Below are 17044 nucleotides of genomic sequence, written 5' to 3'. Positions count from 1 at the left end.
GGCGAGAGCGTTGTGCTGGTGGTGCACTCAGGTACGCGGACCAGGCTGCGGTTGGGGAACAGGGCTCGACCCGCCCGGGCAGCTCAACAGCCTTCGACGTGCGATCCGCGGGGTGAGTCGGATCACCGAGTTGGACGCCGACCGAGCCCTGCCCCGATCCTTGTAACGCACAGCTCTCACTGCGGAGGAATACGGTGGAACAGCGAACGATCGCCAGAATGAACCAGGATGTGTCCGTGATCGGGCTCGGCACGTGGCAACTCGGTGCCGACTGGGGTGAGGTGGACGAGGACACGGCGCTCGCCGTACTCGACGCGGCCGTCGACAGTGGTGTGACCTTCTTCGACACCGCCGACGTGTACGGCGATGGGCGCAGCGAGCAGGTGATCGGCACCTTCCTCAAGTCGCGATCCGCCGAGGGACTTACGGTCGCCACGAAGATGGGCCGCCGGGTGCCGCAACGTCCGGAGGTGTACACGCTGGACAACTTCCGCGCGTGGACCGACCGCTCGCGGGCCAACCTGGGCGTTGACACCCTCGACCTGGTCCAACTGCACTGCCCACCCACGATCGTGCACTCCACCGACGAAGTCTTCGACGCCCTCGACACCCTCGTCGAGGAAGAACGCATCGCCGCCTACGGGGTCAGCGTGGAGACACGGGCGGAAGCCCTGGCCGCGATCGCCCGGCCCGGTGTGGCCAGCGTGCAGATCATCCTGAACATGCTGAGACTCGCCCCACTGGAGGACGTACTGCCCGCAGCGCAGAAGGCCGGTGTGGGCATCATCGCGCGAGTACCTCTCGCGAGCGGTCTGCTATCCGGCAGGTACGACGAGCACACCGAGTTCCCCGAAAACGACCACCGCAACTACAACAGACACGGCGAGGCGTTCGATGTCGGAGAGACCTTCTCCGGCGTCGACTTCACCACCGGCCTGGCGGCGGTACGCCAGCTGGCACCACTGGTCCCCGCCGATGCCACCATGGCCCAGTTCGCGCTCCGCTGGATCATCGACCAACCCGGAGTAAGCGTGGTCATCCCCGGCGCCCGCAACCCGAAGCAGGCCCAGGACAACGCGGCCGCAGCGAGCCTCCCACCGCTGTCGGACGAAGCGCTCAGCGCCGTACACCACGTTTACGACGAACTGATCGCTCCCCAACTCGCGAACCGCTGGTAGACATCTCCGCACGATTTCGCCGCGATCGGGGAGTTCGAGGCCACCGGGCGGCTGCGCATGCCTCGCGCAGCCGCCGATCCCGAATTTCCTAGCGAGCGGCTCGGGCATCCATGGCCTCAGGGGACATGTCTGGTGTTCGTCCGGGGAGGGCCAGCGGCAGGTGCCGCCAGCCCGATATGCCAGTTGACAAGTCAGGCCGCCCCGGTCATCGCCGCGTGAAGCCGCAGGTACGGCGCAGCGTCCTCCGGCCTGCTCTGCCGCTCCAAGGTCCGGCCGAGCAGCAGGTAGGCGTACTCCTCGACCGGGTCGCGCTCCAGGATCAGACGGAGTTCGGACTCGGCCCGGCCGAGCTGAGCCGAGTGGTAGTAGGCACGGGCCAGCAGCAGCCGGGCCGCCAGGTCGTCGGGAGCCTCAGCCACGACCTCCGCCAAGATGCGCGCGGCCCCGATGTAGTCCTTCAGACCGAAGAACAACCGCCCGCGCTCGTACTCCTCGGCCAGCTTCTCGATCAGCATGTCACTCCTTTCCGGGGAGAGGCCCGTCGGTGTGCGGGACCCGCTCGGCGGGGACGACGCCCAGGCGGCCCGCCTGATAGTCCTCCATCGCCTGGATGATCTCGGCGCGGGTGTTCATCACGAACGGACCATAGTGAACGACCGGCTCGCGGATCGGCTGCCCACCGAGCAGCAGCACCTCCAGGTTGGGTTCGGCCTGGGGCTGAGCGGTGTCCGCGGCGAGGGTCAGCGACCCACCCGCGCCGAAGACGGCGAGCTGACCCTTGCGGACCGGCCGTCGCTCGGGGCCCACGGAGCCCTGCCCGGCCAGCACGTAGGCGAGGGCGTTGAAGCCGGGGTTCCATGGCAGGTCCAGCCGGGCGCCGGGGCTGACGGTCGCGTGCACCATCGTGATCGGGGTGAACGTGACACCCGGACCGGCGTGCCCGTCCAACTCACCGGCGATCACCCGCAGCAGCGTGCCACCGTCGGCCGAAGCCAGCAGCGCCGCCTCGCGCCCCCGGATGTCCTGGTATCGGGGCAGGTGGAACTTGTGCGCGCGGGGCAGGTTGACCCACAGCTGGATGCCATGGAAAAGCCCACCCGAGACCACCAGATGCTCCGGCGGCCTTTCGATGTGCAGCAGCCCCGACCCGGCGGTCATCCACTGCGTGTCACCGTCGGTGATCGTGCCGCCCCCTCCGCTGGAGTCCTGGTGCTCGAAGATCCCGTCGATGATGTAGGTAACGGTCTCGAACCCGCGATGCGGATGCCACGACGTGCCCTTGGGCTCCCCCGGCGCGTACTCGACCTCACCCATCTGGTCCATGTGGATGAACGGATCCAGCACGGATTGCGGCACCCCGGCGAACGCGCGCCGCACGGGGAACCCCTCCCCCTCGAACCCGCTGGGCGCGGTCGCCACCGACCGCACAGGTCGCGCTCCGACGACGGCCAGATCCGGTACGGCGACGCGTGGCAGCATCAGGGTGTCAGCGGTGATGGCAGGCATAACGATCCCTTCTGGTTGAAATTTCAAATACTGCGCCTTGGAACCAATCACAACCGCCGTACATTCCCTCGACGACCCGCGTACGAGGAAGGGCGTTCGCGGCATACCTGAACAAGATCCGGAACGTCGTTAAGGTGCGCTAGCCTTTCGGGCGGCACGGCTGTAGCGCAGAGGTCGTCGCGCCCGAGCTGCAATCTGGAGGACGCCGGTTCGAATCCGGCCAGCCGTGCCACCTTGTCGGAGGGGGACGTATGGCTTCTGAGGCGGTGGAGATCGTCCCCCCTGAGGTGGAGACCTGCCTGCGGGTGCTGGCGGAGGCGGGCGCGGCCGATCCCGGCGATCCGCGCTGGGAGACCGTACGCGAGGCGGCCGCGCAGGTCTACCGTGCGGGCAAGAAGGCGCGTAAGGCGGCACGGCACGCGGACCGGAGGCGGCGGGACGACGCGGTTCTGGCCACCGCCGAACGCCACCGTCAGCAGAATCCCGAGCCGGCGCCGGAGACCGGCGGGCCGGGGAGCCTGCGGGCGCTGGCCGGGACGCGCCGGTGTTATGTCTGCAAGGTCTTCTACGGGCAGGCGCATTCGGTCTATCACCTGCTCTGCCCGGACTGCGCGGAGGAGAACCTCGCCCGCCGGCATGCCCGCTGCGACCTGCGGGGACGGCGTGCTGTGGTCACCGGCGGGCGGGTGAAGATCGGCTTCCAGGTGGCGCTGAAGATGCTCCGCGACGGCGCCGAGGTCCTCGTCACCACCCGGTTCCCCGGCGACGCCGTGCGGAGGTTCGCGGCCGTGCCGGACCACGCCGACTGGATCGACCGGCTGCACGTGCACGGCGTCGACCTGCTCGACCTGCCCGGGGTCGCCGGTCTGCTGGCGGCCGTGCACCGGCGGTTCGACCATCTCGACATCCTCGTCAACAACGCGGCCCAGACGATCCGCCGGCCGCCCGCCTACTACCGCGAGGTACGCTCCGCCGAGCGCCTCCCCCTGGAGGGCGCCGCCGCGCGGGTCAGCGTCAGCGGCACGGCGGAGACCGCCGCCCTGGCCACGCTTCCCGCGGACGCCGCCTCGGTCGCGGAACTGGACTCGCTCTTCCCCGCGGGCCTGGTCGACGAGACGGGAGAGCCGCTCGACCTGCGCGAACGCAACAGCTGGAGCCTGCGGCTGCACGAGGTCGACCCGGCCGAGTGGCTGGAGGTCCAGCTGGTGAACGTGTTCGCGCCGTTCCTGCTCACCTCGCGGCTGCGCGGCCTGCTGGAGTCCTCGCCGTACCCGGATCGGTACGTGGTGCAGGTGTCCGCGATGGAAGGCAGCTTCTCCCGCGAGAACAAGACCGTACGCCATCCGCACACGAACATGGCGAAAGCCTCGTTGAACATGCTCACCCGGACAGCCGCCGCCGACTACGCGGCCGCCGGGATCCACATGAACAGCGTGGACACCGGCTGGGTGACCGACGAACGGCCGCATCCGGCGAAGGCGGCGCGGCGCACGGCCGGTTTCCGCCCGCCGCTCGACGTGATCGACGGGGCAGCCCGCGTGTACGACCCGATCATCCGAGGCGTCAGCGGCCAACCTATGTCCGGATATTTCCTGAAAGACTTCCGACCGGTGGAGTGGTGAACGTGAACCCGACGCCCGTACGCTGCCCGGCGATCGAGCATCCCGGCATCCCGCCGGCCGACCCGGCGGGCCTGGAACCGATGCTGGCCCGGCTGGCCGACCCGGCCCCCGTCGAGGCCGACGAGCTGTTCCCGCTCGGCGCGCTCCGCCCCGACGGCCGCGTCGACCTGTGCAAGCAGGGCCTCGGCGCGGCCGGCGTCACCCGGCTGCTGCCCGTGGCGACCACGTCCCCGCACGCGTCCCACCTGCTGCTGGGCACCAACGCCATCGGCGACGCGGGCGCCCGGGCGATCGCGGACGTGCTCTCCCCCGGCCACCGCCTCCGCACCCTGTACCTGGGCTGCAACCGCATCGGCCCCGACGGCGCGCGGGCTCTGGCCGACCGCCTCACCGGCGACGACACCGTCCAGGCCCTGTGGCTCAAACGGAACCCGGTCGGCGAGGACGGCGTACGCGCCCTGGCCGCGATGCTCACCCGCAACACCGCCCTCCGCACCCTCGACCTGGTCAACACCGGCCTGACCATCGAATCCCTGCGCCTGCTACTCACCGCCCTGACCAGCCGCCCTATCCCCCTCGAACGCCTCTTCCTCGGCGGAAACGGCCTCGCCCCCGACGCGGCCCCCCTCCTGGCCGCCCTGCTCCGCGACGCGGGCATCCGCGAGCTCTACCTCCCCGCCAACCACCTGGGCGACGACGGCACCGCCACCCTGGCCGCCGCCACCGGCCCTTCCCGCCCGGTACGGCTGGGCCTGGGCGGCAACGGCATCGGCCCCCGCGGCGCCCAGTCCCTGGCCGACGCCCTGACCGGCATCGAGTCCCTCGACCTGGGACGCCCGCCCTCGGAACGCAGCCTCGGCGCCCCCTCCAACACCACCGGCGACCGCGGCGCGACCACCCTCGCCGCCGCCCTCCCCGGCAGCCCCCTCCGCCGCCTGGAACTCCGCCACACCGGCCTCACCGGCCGGGGCGCGAAATCCCTCCTGGCCGCCCTGCCCGCCGACACCCCGCTGGAGTACGTCGGTCTCGGCCCCGGCGTCCCCCGCAAGGTCAAACGCTCCTTCCCCGCCCGCCTGCGCCCCGCCACCCCCGGCCACCCCGACCTGCTGGCGATCGGAAGCCTCTACCGATGACCATCAACGAGGCGGCGCTCTGGCAACGGGTCCGCCGCTACGCGGTTCCCCCATGGATGATCGAGCAGGCCACCGAGCGACGTCTTGCCGGGGATTGGCGAGGCGCCTGCTCGGCCGCCAACGTGGATGTCGCCTTCGACTTGGCCGAGGTCGAGAACGCCTATGGCCGGTCGACCGCAGCCACGCTCGCGGAGGACCTCCGCCATTTCGCGCCGGACCTGTTGCGCTGGCATCTGCCCCGGACAGGAAGCGGGCGCACCACGATCGGTGTCGGTCACCAGGTGATCCTCGCCCGATATGGGCGTTCGGCGATCCTCCGCGTGACCACGCCCCGGATGATCGAAGGGCCACAGCGGCTTGTCCTGCGGTTCGGCCCGGCCCCTTCCGAGGAGGAGGAGTCGTTCTGGCCGACCCATGCCGACTGGTCGGCGGCACGGCACCTGTGGGACCTACGGCGCACGGCTGACCTGCGGGAACGCTGCGGGGGCGGAGATCGCGCGCCGTTCTTCGAGGCCGACGGCAGGCCGCGCGCGACGGCCGGTCCGCCGACGGCCGGTCGCGAGGATCCGGCCGCCCACACCGAGTGGGTGACCTCGCTACAGGATCGAGGCGACTTCGAGGCGGCCCTCGCGGCGGCCGGTCTGAATGTGGAGATCGTCCCGCCGTCCCGTGCCTGGGGCTCCTCGGCGGGTGATCCGCTCGGAGCCCTGGCTCTGCTCCCGCTGGCCTTGACCCGGCTCGAACCGGAGGTCCGGCTGCTGGCCGAGCAGGGCGCCGGTGACCGATTCCGTATTCTGTGCCACCCGTACACGATGCTGCTCGAACCCAAGGCGGGCAGCCTGCGGGTCCGGGTGTTCGCCAACCGGGACAAGAAGGAGTCCGCCGAACTGCCGGAGGCGTACTGGCGCCGCCTGCCCGACCTCGACCTGTTGCGCGCCGGGCGGCTGGCCCCCGAGGGCCTGCATCCGCTGATCCGGGAGGCCCTCTTCCCCGAGCGGCCCGACGTCGACGGCGGGCGGCCCCACCCCGAGCCGCTGTCCCCCGTCCGCGTCCGGTGCGGGGGCGAATGGCACGAGGTGCGCTCCGGCGACGGGACGCTCCTGCTCCCGCACAGCGAGGAGGAGCAACGACGCGAGCGTGCCATGCGGGCGCTGGGCGGGGCCGTGGCGGGATGCTTCGCCGTGCGGCAGACGTGGACGTCCGGGATCGGGCGGCTGCCGAAGGCGCTGCGTTTCCAGCGGCGGGAGCTCTTCCTGCGGGTTCAGCACGGCGACACCCCTGGTGTACTCCGGCTCCTCGACTCCGGGGTGGACCCCCGCGTACGGGACGGCAGGCAGCGCACCCTGCTGCACATGCTCCACCTGCTCGACCACGAGCGGCTGCTGCCCCGGCTGCTGGCGGCGGGATTGGACGTCGAGGCCCAGGACCACCACAAACGTACGCCGCTGCACGTCGCCGTCGGCGACGGCGGGTCGGCGGCGCTGGTACGGGACCTGCGCGCCGCCGGGGCGCGGATCGACGTGGTCGACTACGACGGCTGGTCGCTGGCGGACCTGATCCGCCGCCGTAAACGCGCCGACCTGGACTTCCTGCTGGCGGAACTCGACCGCGAGCATCCGGACGTCGGCCTCGGCTACAGCGAGGATGAGGACTGGTGAACGACATCGCCACCCGGCTGGCGGCGGCCGACGAGCTCAACCGGCGGCTGCGCGCCTTCCGTACCGAACATGCGCCCAGCGCGCAGCTGGAGGCGCTGGCCCTGGCCGTCTCGGCGAACCTGCCGGTGCTGCTGTGGGGCGAGCCGGGCATCGGCAAGTCGGCGGGCATGGAACAGCTGGCGGCGGGACTGGACCTGCCGTTGGAGACGGTCATCGCCAGCGTGCACGAGCCGTCCGACTTCGCCGGCCTGCCGATCGTCGGCGACGACCCCGCCGCGACGGGCGTGCCGATGGCGCCGCCCGACTGGGCGGTCCGGGTGCACCGGGCCGGGAAGGGCCTGGTCTTCTTCGACGAGCTGTCGTCCGCGCCGCCCGCCGTCCAGGCCGCCCTGCTGCGCGTCGTGCTGGAGCGCCGGGTCGGCAGCCTGACCCTGCCGGAGCCGGTGCGGATCGTGGCCGCCGCCAACCCTCCGTCCAGCGCCGCCGACGGCTGGCATCTCAGCCCGCCGCTGGCCAACCGGTTCGTCCACCTGCGCTGGACGCACGACCCCCGGACGGTCGCCCGCGGCATGGCGGGCACCTGGCCGACGGTGTCCATCCCGTACGTGGACCCCGCGAAGATCTCCAGCGCGGTCGCGCGGGCCCGTGGCGCGGTGTCCGGGTTCCTGACCGCGCGGCCCGGCCTGGTGCACCATCTGCCCGCCGACGCGGAGGGCCGGGGCGGGGCCTGGCCGTCGCCGCGTACGTGGGAGATGGCGTTGAGGCTGCTCGCGACCGGGTACGCGGCCGGAGTCGAGCGTGAAGCGCTGGCGTCGGCGGTGGTCGGCGCGGTCGGCGACGGCGCGGGCATCGAGATGATGTCCTACCTGGAGGAACTCGACCTGCCCGACCCCGACCACGTGCTCGCCGACCCGGACGCCTTCGCGCTGCCAGAACGCGGCGATCGGCAGCTCGCCTTCCTCACCGCCATCGTGGCCGCCGTCCAGGGCGAGCTGACGCAGCGGCGCTGGGAGGCCGGGTGGGCGGTGCTGGCCAAGGCCGTGGCGGCGGGCGTGCCCGACGTGGCCGCCCGCGCCGCCATGGACCTGGCGGCGATGCGGAACCTCGACTGGCCCGTGCCCGCCGGCATCGACGCCTTCCTGGACCTGCTCCAGCTGTCCGGCGCGCTCTGACCATGGACCGGGTCAAACTCCTCGCCGCCCGCTACCGCGCGGCGACCGACCGGCCCTACTTCGCCACCGCCCTGTACGCGCTGTCGATCGTCCCCAGCTCCGCCATCCCCACGATGGGCGTGGACCCCCACTGGCGCTGCTACGTCTCGCCCGAGTTCGTGGCCGCCACCCCCGTCCCCGAACTCGCCGCCGTCTGGATCCACGAGGTCGCCCACCTGCTGCGCGACCACCACGCCCGCGCCGACCGCCTGCCCGCCGCCGACCAGCGGGACCGGCTCCGGGTCAACATCGCCCAGGACTGCGAGATCAACGACGACCTCATCGCCGACCGCCTACCCCTGCCGTCCACCCGGCTGGAGCCCCGCATGTTCGGCCTCCCCCCGGGGCGGCTGTTCGAGGAGTACGTCCCCCAGCTGCCGCCGCAGTCGCACACCCTCGACTGCGGTTCCGGCGCCCACGGGCACCCCTCGCCCTGGGACGCCGCCGACGGCCCCGCCAGGATCGGCCCGGTCGAGGCGGAGGCCCTTCGCCGCCACACCGCCGAAGCCATGCGTGCCCATCTGCGGGGACGTGGCGTGCTGCCGGAAGGCTGGCAACGCTGGGCCGAGCAGGTGCTCGAACCCACCGTGGACTGGCGGCGGATGCTGGCCGGAGCCGTACGCGAGGCGGTGGCCTGGGCCGGGGGCGCGATCGACTACACCTACCGGCGCCCGTCCCGCCGCGCGCAGGCACTCCGCGGCGTCGTCCTGCCCAGCCTGCGCCGCCCGCTGCCCCGGGTGGCGATCGTGGTCGACACCTCGGGTTCGATGGGCGAACCCGAGCTGGCGTCGGCCCTGGCCGAGGTGACCGGCGTGCTGCGCGAGGTCGGCGTACGGGGGAACCGGGTCTCGGTGCTGGCCTGCGACGCCGACGTGCACGCCGTCTCCCGGGTGACCGCGGTCGAGCAGGTCACGCTCGCGGGCGGCGGCGGCACCGACATGCGCGTCGGCATCACCGCCGCCCTCTCCGACCGCCCTAACGTGGTGATCGTCCTCACCGACGGCCACACCCCCTGGCCCGATGAGCCCGCCTCCTGCCGCCTCATCGCAGCGCTGATCGGCTCCGATCCTCCTGAGCCACCCTCCTGGGCGGAAACCGTCCGCATCCCCCTGTGATGGCCAGAGGCCGTGGCGGCGCTCAGCGGTGATCATCTGAGCAGAATTCCGCTTGGAGGACGTCGTTGAAGATGCCGATCGGGTCCTTCCATCGGCCGCTGGCCCAGTCGCCGTTGACGTTGGTCGCGACCAGGTGCTTGCCGTCGCGGCTGCCGTAGGCGTACGACCATGAGCCGTAGATGGCTCCCCCCATGCCCCAGACCGTCGTGCCGCACGGCAATTTCACCGTGGAGACGCCGAGGCCGTACGTGGTGTCGGGGAGCCAGTCCTTGGTGGGGACCATGGTGAACATCTCGCGTTGCTGTGCGGGCGGGAGAAGGCGGCCGCCTAGGAGCGCGCCGAAGAAGCGGTTGAGGTCCCCGGCTGTGGAGATCATGCCGCCCGCCGCCCAGAACGGCGAGGTGTTCAGCTCGGTCACGTCGTAAGTCGGCGCGTCCGGGCCGGTCTGGTAGAGCCTGGTGTAGTGCCGCGAGTGGGGTCCAAGGATCTTCGTATCGGCGCCCCCCGGCAGGTAGGTCCCGGCCAGACCGAGCGGCCTGGCGATCCGCCGGGCAATCTCATCGGCCAGCGCGCCGCCGCTGGCCCGCTCGATGATCAGGCCGACCAGGGCGTAATTGGTCTGGGAGTACTCCCAGCTCGCGCCCGGCTGGAAGGAGGCTGGATGGGTCATAGCGATCTGTACGAGCTGCTGGGGACTCGGGTTCGGGTACTGGTTGACCGCCCCCTGGTCCCGGAGATAGTCGAAGATCCCACTGGTGTGGTTGAGCAACTGCCGAATGGTGACGGCAGCGCCATCGTGCCCGTTGCCGTGGACCAGACCAGGCAGCCACTTCTCCACGGTGTCGTCCAGACCCACCTTGCGTTCGGCTACCAGTTGCAGCATCACGGTGGCCACAAACGCCTTGGTAGCGCTGCCGATGCGAAACCGATGCGACGCCCTACGCTTGCTGCCGATCGCGGTGTCAGCCACGCCCGCCGACCCGAACCACCGCCGATGGTGATCGCGAATCTCGGCGAGTATGCCGGGAACATCACCTTCCGTCACGGCCTTGCCCAGCACCCTCTGAACCTTGCCCCGGTCCGCCGCAACCGCCGGGCTCACCGCGGCGTTCCCCGCCACCATCGCCCCGACGATGAGTAAGGCCATTCTTGTACGCACAAAGCTGTCCTTCGTTCGGGTTGGGCCGAATCCGCGCATGACGGCACGACCTCGCAAGCGGAATGAGATGCGGCCGCCCATGCGCATAGCAGCGCAGACCAAGAGACGACAGACTTCATGCCTCGTCCCACCCGGACAGCCATAAGCAACCCTAGTTGACTAATTCTCGATTAGTCAACGCAGGTTGCTAAACGCACGCCGACGGAACCTGTTGGCGGTTAGCCTCCAGCTCGAACCTGCTCACCGACCGACTGCGCAAGCTGTCCGACCACGGCGTGATCCGTCGGCACAGGCTGACGAGCCCAGCCGTCTGCTGGATCTATGAATGACCGACTGGGGACGCGAGCTGGAACCCGTACTGGTTGGCTGGGCACGTGGGGAGCCTGGGTGCCGCCACCACCCTCGTTCACGATCAGCGCGACCTCGATCCTGCTCCACCCGTGCAGCGCGGTACGACCCGACCCCCAGGCACCGCCAAGCCGCCAAGCTCAAGGGCAAGGTGGACACCGTATTCGACCTTGAGGGGGTCATAGCCGGTGGGTCCAAGGACGTCGAGAAATACTACGAGCGTCCATAGACGCGGATGGGCATTCGGGCTTGTGGTGATGCTGGTGGCCGCATGCACCCAGCAGGCGGACAACCGGCCTTTGGGGGACGTTGTCGTCAGGGGCGCGGGGTGCGAATTGCTGGCAGAGCAGGCCGTGCGGCTCTCTACCGGTGTAGAGAATCTACGTTTTGATGGGCAACTGGTCCACGGTCAGCCATTCCCGGAGTGCGAGGTCCACGAGAAGCTCGATGACGTCAGCGAAGGCGACCTGCTGTTAGCCGTCGACCTTCAGGAACCGGTGACAAATACGGCGGAGCAGCAGGTGAGCAGTCGTCTCAAGGAGGGGTTGCCGTCCATTCCCGCTGATATCGGCAAAGGCGTCAGCGGCTCCATCAGAGACAGTCACGACGACCAGGTCATTGGCATATTCGCGCAGACTTTCCTTGGCACGCGTCTGCTCACCATCGAGATCTACAAAGAGGCGCCTGGCAGGGATCGCAGGGCGGATGCGATCGAGTTTCTCCGGCAGCTCAGACCGGTCCTGCTGGCTCCCTTCCAGACTTCCTCGCCCCCATCCTGACCCGTATCGGTTCATCACCTGCCCGGGTCGTCTGTCATCTGGGCGGGCACCAGAGATTCGAGCCCAGGATCGCGCGATCAATGCGAACGACTTCATCACGAACGCTCCCCGTGAAGCCCGGGTGAGGATCTACAGCGGTGGGGGCTTCAAGAGCGAAGGATGCGGTAACTGGATCCGCGCGTAGCGGAGCTTCTTTGCTGGTCAGCGTACCGGTGGCCTCACCCTGCCCAGACCACGCTATAGATCGTGATGAGCTCGGCGTCCTCGTCCACGCGGAAGGCCATGACCCCGAAGTCGCCGAAAGAGGTCCGGCGGAACGAGGGGTCGTCGGGGTAGACCGGGACCGCGTCCCAGGGCGCGTCGATCAGTTCGGCTGTTCTGGCGGCCAAGGCGTGGACGGCCTCGAACGGGAGTCCATTCATTTGGCCCAGGGCGAAGGGGTGAAGTTCGGCGCGGTAGCTCATTCTCGGCGGGCTCGCGCCCTTGCCACGTGGTCGTTCCAGTCGGGGAAGACGTCCTCGATGGGGGTGCCCGCGCGGGCGCGCCCCTGCCGGAGTTCCCTCTCCACGTCTTTGACGGCCGGGTCGGAATCGAGCATGGCTTCGGCCCACCACCGGCGCAGGACAGCTTCCACCTGACCCATGGGGGCGGTGCCGAGCTGGCGGTAGAACTCCATGCGTCGACTGCCGGAGAGCGCGGCGGCGATCCCGTCGGCGGTCCGGGGTACCCGGGGCTCGGGGGTCTCGTGGCCAGCGTGCGCGCTCATCAATGCGTTCACCTCCATCCCCACGGGCGTGGGCTCACCCCCCACGGACGCGGGGAGCAATCGTGCCGTGACGACATACCGGGCCGGTTTACCCCACGTGCGCGGGGAGCCCTCCGGGAAAACGTTCGTTTTCCCGGATCGTCATCAATCAATCTACGGGGGTAGCTCCGGGATTGGAAACACCCCTGCGGGCACGGGGAACCGGGCCTGGTCAGGAAGGGTTCACCCATCATGCGTGGGGAGTAGCTTGGCTCCGTTGGCGAGGCGCGCTGCACACGTACGGTGGGCAACGAGCTCGGGTACAACAGTTGGACCCTTGCTCCTCTGGTGGATTCGCCCCGGGGTGACATCCAATGCCGCCCCGATCTGCTCCAGGGTCAGCTCTTTCGCGCGACCCTCTGAGATGGCGTGTCATCGATAGCGGGCTGCCTGTTTTGTCAGTCCCTGGTCGCCGACCATCAAGCGGTCAGGGCGCGCGCTGGCGCGCTCAACCATGTCTCCTGGCACGCCCGACCAGCATCGTCCGCCCTTCGATCGAGCACGCCCTCCGCCATGCGCCGGCATGGTCACACCACCGCCAGGCTCACCAAGCACGCGACGCAGCCACTACTGGAAACGCCGGCTCCGGCCAAACAAGATCATGATTGTATTACTTGGGCGTGTCCCGTGGATCTTCATCGATGCCGGGCGTCGATTCCACACGCTCGCTCAACGCGAAATAACGACGCGTCGTTCCTCGGCAGCGGATCCGTGCCGTCGCGGCGGGCATGGGTGCGCCCGGTCATCGATCTTCACCCGATGGGGGTTAAGAAGTCTCCGCTCCGCCTGGCACGCAGGTGACGAGGACATCGACTGTGGCGGTGACCGTCCCCGAATTCACCGCGTACATGCTCCAGGATCTCGAGTCCGAGCCGATCCCCACCCCCATGCGCGCCACCTTGAGGTTGGGGTAGTCGAGTTGGGTCGCGCTGCTGGCCTGAAACGACCCGTTCAGAGCGATCTTGCCTGCGGGACAGGTGGCCCCGACCGACGCCCCCCGCCCGGCCATGATCTCCACCATTCCGCCGACCTGCTGGATTTCGGCGAGACCTCCCGGCTGTCCGGCAGGCCCCGTCGGACCTGCCTCGCCCCGCAGACCTGCAGGCCCGGTCGGACCTGCCTCCCCCCGCGGACCGGCGGGACCGGTCAGACCTGCCTCGCCCCGCGGACCTGCAGGACCGGTAGGACCAGCGGGACCGGTAGGACCAGCGGGACCGACTTGGTTCCAGACGATCTTCTGCTCATCCGCGAGGCACAGAGAGGGGACCGGAGTGGGTCCCGGGCTGGGCTGGGCGGTGGACATTGCCCGGACCCCTCCGTCCGCGCCCACGCACGCGTATATCTGAGTCGGTTGCTCGGTCGTTCCGGCGGCCACCGCCACGCCGCAAACGCCGAACACCGTTCCGGTCAGAACCCCGACCGCGAACACGCCCATCTTTCGTCTCATCGCAATTGCCTCTCGCGATACCGTTCGCCAACAGCAACCCAGCATCGCGACCGGCCCTTGTGATCCAGTTGTGAGCCGCTAAGAGAGCCGACCTGTCGGGCCGTGTCCCGCTATGACCGCTTGCTGCCGGGGACGGCGGAGGCCCCGCCGGGCGACCGGCGAGGCCTTCAGGGGCCGACGTGCGAGAAAGCTCTCAGTTGAACGGGTTGTCGTAGAACGCGGAATTGGTGTGGTACGTGCTGTTTGGGGGATTGAAACGCACCCCGTCCACGGTGAGCGTCACGTTGCTGACAGTGCCGCCGGGTGTCACCTCGCCGCTGATGAGGGAGGCCGTGTACAGGCACTGGGGGATCGTCACCGGGGTGCCGCCGCCCACGTACAACGAAGTTCGCGCGCCGCCGTTGACGGACGCGTACAGATTGGGCCGGGTGTAGCTGGACTGCCAGCACATCGCGATCGAGTAGCGGTACTTGGTGTTGCCGTCGTCGAACGCGATCGTTCCGTACGCCCCGGACAGCTTGACGCCTTGCCCCCACACATCGATGCTCACCGTCATGTTGGATCCGTACGTAGCGTACGCCGGAGCGACCGGCACCGCGAGCGCGGCGACCGTCATCAGAGCAATCATGAAGACCCGCGAAAAACGTGCCACCAATTTCTTCCTCTCTTCGACGAATGTCGCTTTGAGACGATTATTTTGGCGGGATTTCAGGCTGTCCAGTTGCCAAATATTGACAAATATGTAACTTATATTAAGTTACGATGTTAGCAACTCCGAGGGCAACGCAGGCGTGCTGACCTGCAACATCGCCCATAATCGGGGCCCACATGGCAGATGGGCCACGAGACGGCCGAACCCTAACCCTTTGCTCCGCAGGGAAGGGCCGGCGCCTCGTCAACGGTGATGAAAAGGAGCTCTGATCGCCGTACGCAGTAAAGACCCACTGCGATCACCGCAGTGGGCTCTACCGACGTTCCTAGCTGCCATAAACCTCAAAGGTGAACAGCGAGTACCCCCACGCGGTCCCTCGGGCGGTCCCGTTGATGCGGACGTACCGGGCCGAGTTGTTCAGCCCCGTGTTGTCGTCCTCACCGCCGTTTCCGCCGGTCACGGACCGGACGGTGGTCCAGGTCGTCCCGTTGGGAGAGGTCTGAATCTGGTAGGCCGACCCGTAGGCCGCCTCCCAGACCAGCCGTACCCGGTTGACCGTGTACGTCCCGCCCAGGTCCACCTGGATCCACTGCGGGTCGGAGAAGCCGCTCGACCACCGGGTAGTGGTCGAGGAGTCGACGGCTGCCGAGGCCGGGTATTGCGCCGACTCCACGCTCGACGCCGTGGCCGGCTTGTTGAGGGCGAGGTTAGTCGATGGAGGCGGCGTACCTGACTTGACCAGCGTGTAGTCGTCCACGTCGAACAAGCCGGTGCCGGTCCCCGTGAAGGTCAGGAACAGGTTGGCGCTGCCGACGGGAACGCCGGTGAGGGTGGTGGTCACGTTGGCGAAGGTGGTCCACCCGCCGGTGTTGGGCACCGCGACCGTACCCAGGATCGGCCCGGTCTGGGAGCCGGTGCGGACCTGGATCTGGCCGCCGGCCCCGCCGGACACGACCCGCGCCCGGAATGAGGTGGCGCCGCCGACGTTGACGTTGTTGTATCCCGCCCAGTCACCGGGATCGATGTACCCGAGGGTCTGCCCGTTGTTGGCCCCGGCCTTCGTGAAGGCCTCGGCCCCGTTCACTGAGGTGAACGACTCGGCCTGGACCGTCACGTCCCCGGTCGGGGTCCCCTGCTCCTTGATCCGCACGTTCCGGAACGAAGCCTGGTCGGCGCTGCCGTGGTTCTGCAGCCCGATGTATCCGTCGAGATTCCGGTTCGGGTCGGTGTTGGTGAAGTCGTTGATCAACACCCCGTTGAGGTAGACCCGAAGCCGCTGTCCCTCGACGAGGAGCTCGTAGGTGTTCCACTCCCCAGGCGGGTTGAGCGCCGCGTCACGAGCGGCGATGTCCGCCGACTTGAACGAGTAGATCGACCCGGTGGTCCGATCAGCGGCGTCGGTGGCGTCGATCTGGACCTCGTACCCCTGATTGACGGCCACGTTGGGGTCACCCCCGGGGTTGGGGAACCCCACGAAGATGCCCGAGTTGCTGTCGCCGGTCAAGCGCCAGTCGGCCTTCAGCGAGTACGACGTGTACTGCTTGGTGTTGTACCAGAGCAGCCCCATCCCCCCGACAGAAGACAGGGTCGCGTCGGTATTGGAGAAACTTCCAGGCCCGGACTGCGACCACCCGGTGGTGGACCCGTTGTACAGGGTGGTGTACCCCGTCTCGGGACGGCAGTCGGCGTCGGCCCGTTTGGCGGCGTACCGGATGCCGCCAAGCAGCTGGCTCCGGAAAGGCGCCTCCGCGTACGTCGACTGGGTGTGCCCGAACCCGGTGTAGAACGACCGCCCGTTGTCGATCGTTTTACACCAGGTGATGGGGTGATCAACCCCCATCGACCCACCCGTGTACGTCGACTCGTCGAGCGTCGCCAGGACGCGCGCCGTCGAGCGCGGGTTGGTCTGGTAGTTGTACAGCTCGTCGGTCCGGGTCCACGTCTGCGGCAGGTGCGCGGTGGCGGGGTGGGCCCGGTTCTCGGTCCGGGACGCCACCTGCTGGATCGCCGGGTGGCTGGCGAACCAGGCCCCGGCGAGCTGGCCGTAGAACGGCCAGGCGTATTCGGTGTCGGCCGCGGCGTGCACGCCCACGTAGCCGCCGCCACCTCGGATGTAGCTCTCGAAGGCCGTCTGCTGGGCCGCGTTCAGCACGTCTCCGGTCGTGCTCAGGAACACGACCGTCTCGTACTGGGCGAGGTTCGCGGTGGTGAAGACGCCCGCGTCCTCGGTCGCGGTCACGGTGAAGCTGTTGGCCGCGCCGAGGTCGCGGATCGCCTGGATGCCCGTCGGGATGGAGTCGTGCCGGAAGCCGGCGGTCTTGGAGAAGACGAGCACATCGTAGGGGGCGTCGGCGGCGTCGGCCGGGGACGCGGTCAGGGCACAGGCGGCGAGGGCTATCGCCCCCGCGCCGGTGAGGAGTCTGCGCATGGA

General features: G+C 69.2%; 15 protein-coding genes and 1 tRNA gene. 8 read left to right on the top strand and 8 right to left on the bottom strand.

What is annotated here, in order from left to right; all coding sequences use genetic code 11:
* Positions 1-194: 194 nt before the first annotated feature.
* Positions 195-1178, top strand: a complete 984-nt coding sequence (locus tag Aple_RS41755) for an aldo/keto reductase (RefSeq protein ID WP_174889950.1) — start codon at positions 195-197, stop codon at positions 1176-1178.
* Positions 1179-1369: 191 nt separating this feature from the next.
* Here the strand turns inward: Aple_RS41755 and Aple_RS41750 are convergent, their stop codons facing one another.
* Both Aple_RS41750 and Aple_RS41745 read right to left on the bottom strand, forming a co-directional pair.
* Positions 1370-1693 carry a tetratricopeptide repeat protein gene (locus Aple_RS41750; RefSeq protein WP_155350299.1) on the bottom strand — a complete coding sequence of 108 codons (324 nt, stop codon included), beginning with the start codon at positions 1691-1693 and terminating at the stop codon, positions 1370-1372.
* Between the two features lies 1 nt (position 1694).
* Entirely contained in the window at positions 1695-2684 is a 990-nt protein-coding gene (locus Aple_RS41745) for a pirin family protein (RefSeq protein ID WP_155350298.1), read from the bottom strand.
* A gap of 156 nt (positions 2685-2840) precedes the next feature.
* Between Aple_RS41745 and Aple_RS41740 the strand changes: the two genes are divergently transcribed.
* The 6 genes from Aple_RS41740 to Aple_RS41715 all read left to right on the top strand — a co-directional run bounded on the left by Aple_RS41740 (position 2841) and on the right by Aple_RS41715 (position 9423).
* Positions 2841-2916 (top strand) — tRNA-Cys (locus tag Aple_RS41740).
* Positions 2917-2935: 19 nt separating this feature from the next.
* Complete coding sequence (locus Aple_RS41735; RefSeq protein WP_155350297.1) at positions 2936-4306, top strand: SDR family oxidoreductase; 1371 nt, start codon at positions 2936-2938, stop codon at positions 4304-4306.
* A 2-nt stretch (positions 4307-4308) separates the two neighbouring features.
* A complete protein-coding gene (locus Aple_RS41730) occupies positions 4309-5439 on the top strand; it encodes a leucine-rich repeat domain-containing protein (protein ID WP_246265123.1) in 1131 nt (376 codons plus the stop codon).
* A complete protein-coding gene (locus Aple_RS41725; RefSeq protein WP_155350296.1) occupies positions 5436-7097 on the top strand; it encodes an ankyrin repeat domain-containing protein in 1662 nt (553 codons plus the stop codon). Before Aple_RS41730 ends, Aple_RS41725 begins: the two co-directional genes overlap by 4 nt.
* Positions 7094-8269 carry an AAA family ATPase gene (locus Aple_RS41720; RefSeq protein ID WP_246265122.1) on the top strand — a complete coding sequence of 392 codons (1176 nt, stop codon included), beginning with the start codon at positions 7094-7096 and terminating at the stop codon, positions 8267-8269. Before Aple_RS41725 ends, Aple_RS41720 begins: the two co-directional genes overlap by 4 nt.
* 2 nt (positions 8270-8271) lie before the next feature.
* Entirely contained in the window at positions 8272-9423 is a 1152-nt protein-coding gene (locus Aple_RS41715; RefSeq protein WP_155350295.1) for a vWA domain-containing protein, read from the top strand.
* 22 nt (positions 9424-9445) lie between these two features.
* Here Aple_RS41715 and Aple_RS41710 read toward each other — a convergent pair whose 3' ends face one another.
* Positions 9446-10582 (bottom strand): serine hydrolase domain-containing protein, encoded by a 1137-nt coding sequence (locus Aple_RS41710; protein ID WP_218038764.1) that lies wholly within the window; start codon positions 10580-10582, stop codon positions 9446-9448.
* 599 nt (positions 10583-11181) lie between these two features.
* Here Aple_RS41710 and Aple_RS41705 point away from each other — a divergent pair.
* On the top strand, positions 11182-11709 hold the full coding sequence (locus Aple_RS41705) for a hypothetical protein (RefSeq protein ID WP_155350294.1): 528 nt from the start codon (positions 11182-11184) through the stop codon (positions 11707-11709).
* A 218-nt stretch (positions 11710-11927) separates the two neighbouring features.
* On the opposite strand, the gene Aple_RS41700 is transcribed toward Aple_RS41705, so the two are convergent.
* From Aple_RS41700 to Aple_RS41680, 5 genes are all read right to left on the bottom strand, one after another.
* Positions 11928-12131: a hypothetical protein gene (locus Aple_RS41700; RefSeq protein WP_155350293.1), complete on the bottom strand. Its 204-nt coding sequence runs from the start codon at positions 12129-12131 to the stop codon at positions 11928-11930.
* Positions 12132-12169: 38 nt separating this feature from the next.
* Positions 12170-12475 (bottom strand): hypothetical protein, encoded by a 306-nt coding sequence (locus Aple_RS52925; protein WP_174889949.1) that lies wholly within the window; start codon positions 12473-12475, stop codon positions 12170-12172.
* Positions 12476-13280: 805 nt separating this feature from the next.
* Entirely contained in the window at positions 13281-13535 is a 255-nt protein-coding gene (locus Aple_RS53860; RefSeq protein ID WP_155350292.1) for a hypothetical protein, read from the bottom strand.
* 619 nt (positions 13536-14154) lie between these two features.
* Positions 14155-14577 (bottom strand): hypothetical protein, encoded by a 423-nt coding sequence (locus Aple_RS41685; protein WP_155350291.1) that lies wholly within the window; start codon positions 14575-14577, stop codon positions 14155-14157.
* Between the two features lie 361 nt (positions 14578-14938).
* Positions 14939-17041: a ThuA domain-containing protein gene (locus Aple_RS41680; RefSeq protein ID WP_170321931.1), complete on the bottom strand. Its 2103-nt coding sequence runs from the start codon at positions 17039-17041 to the stop codon at positions 14939-14941.
* Between the last annotated feature and the right edge of the window lie 3 nt (positions 17042-17044).

It is taken from the genome of Acrocarpospora pleiomorpha (genome assembly GCF_009687885.1).
Lineage (GTDB): Bacteria > Actinomycetota > Actinomycetes > Streptosporangiales > Streptosporangiaceae > Acrocarpospora > Acrocarpospora pleiomorpha.
This window is presented reverse-complemented; position numbering and strand designations above follow the sequence as displayed.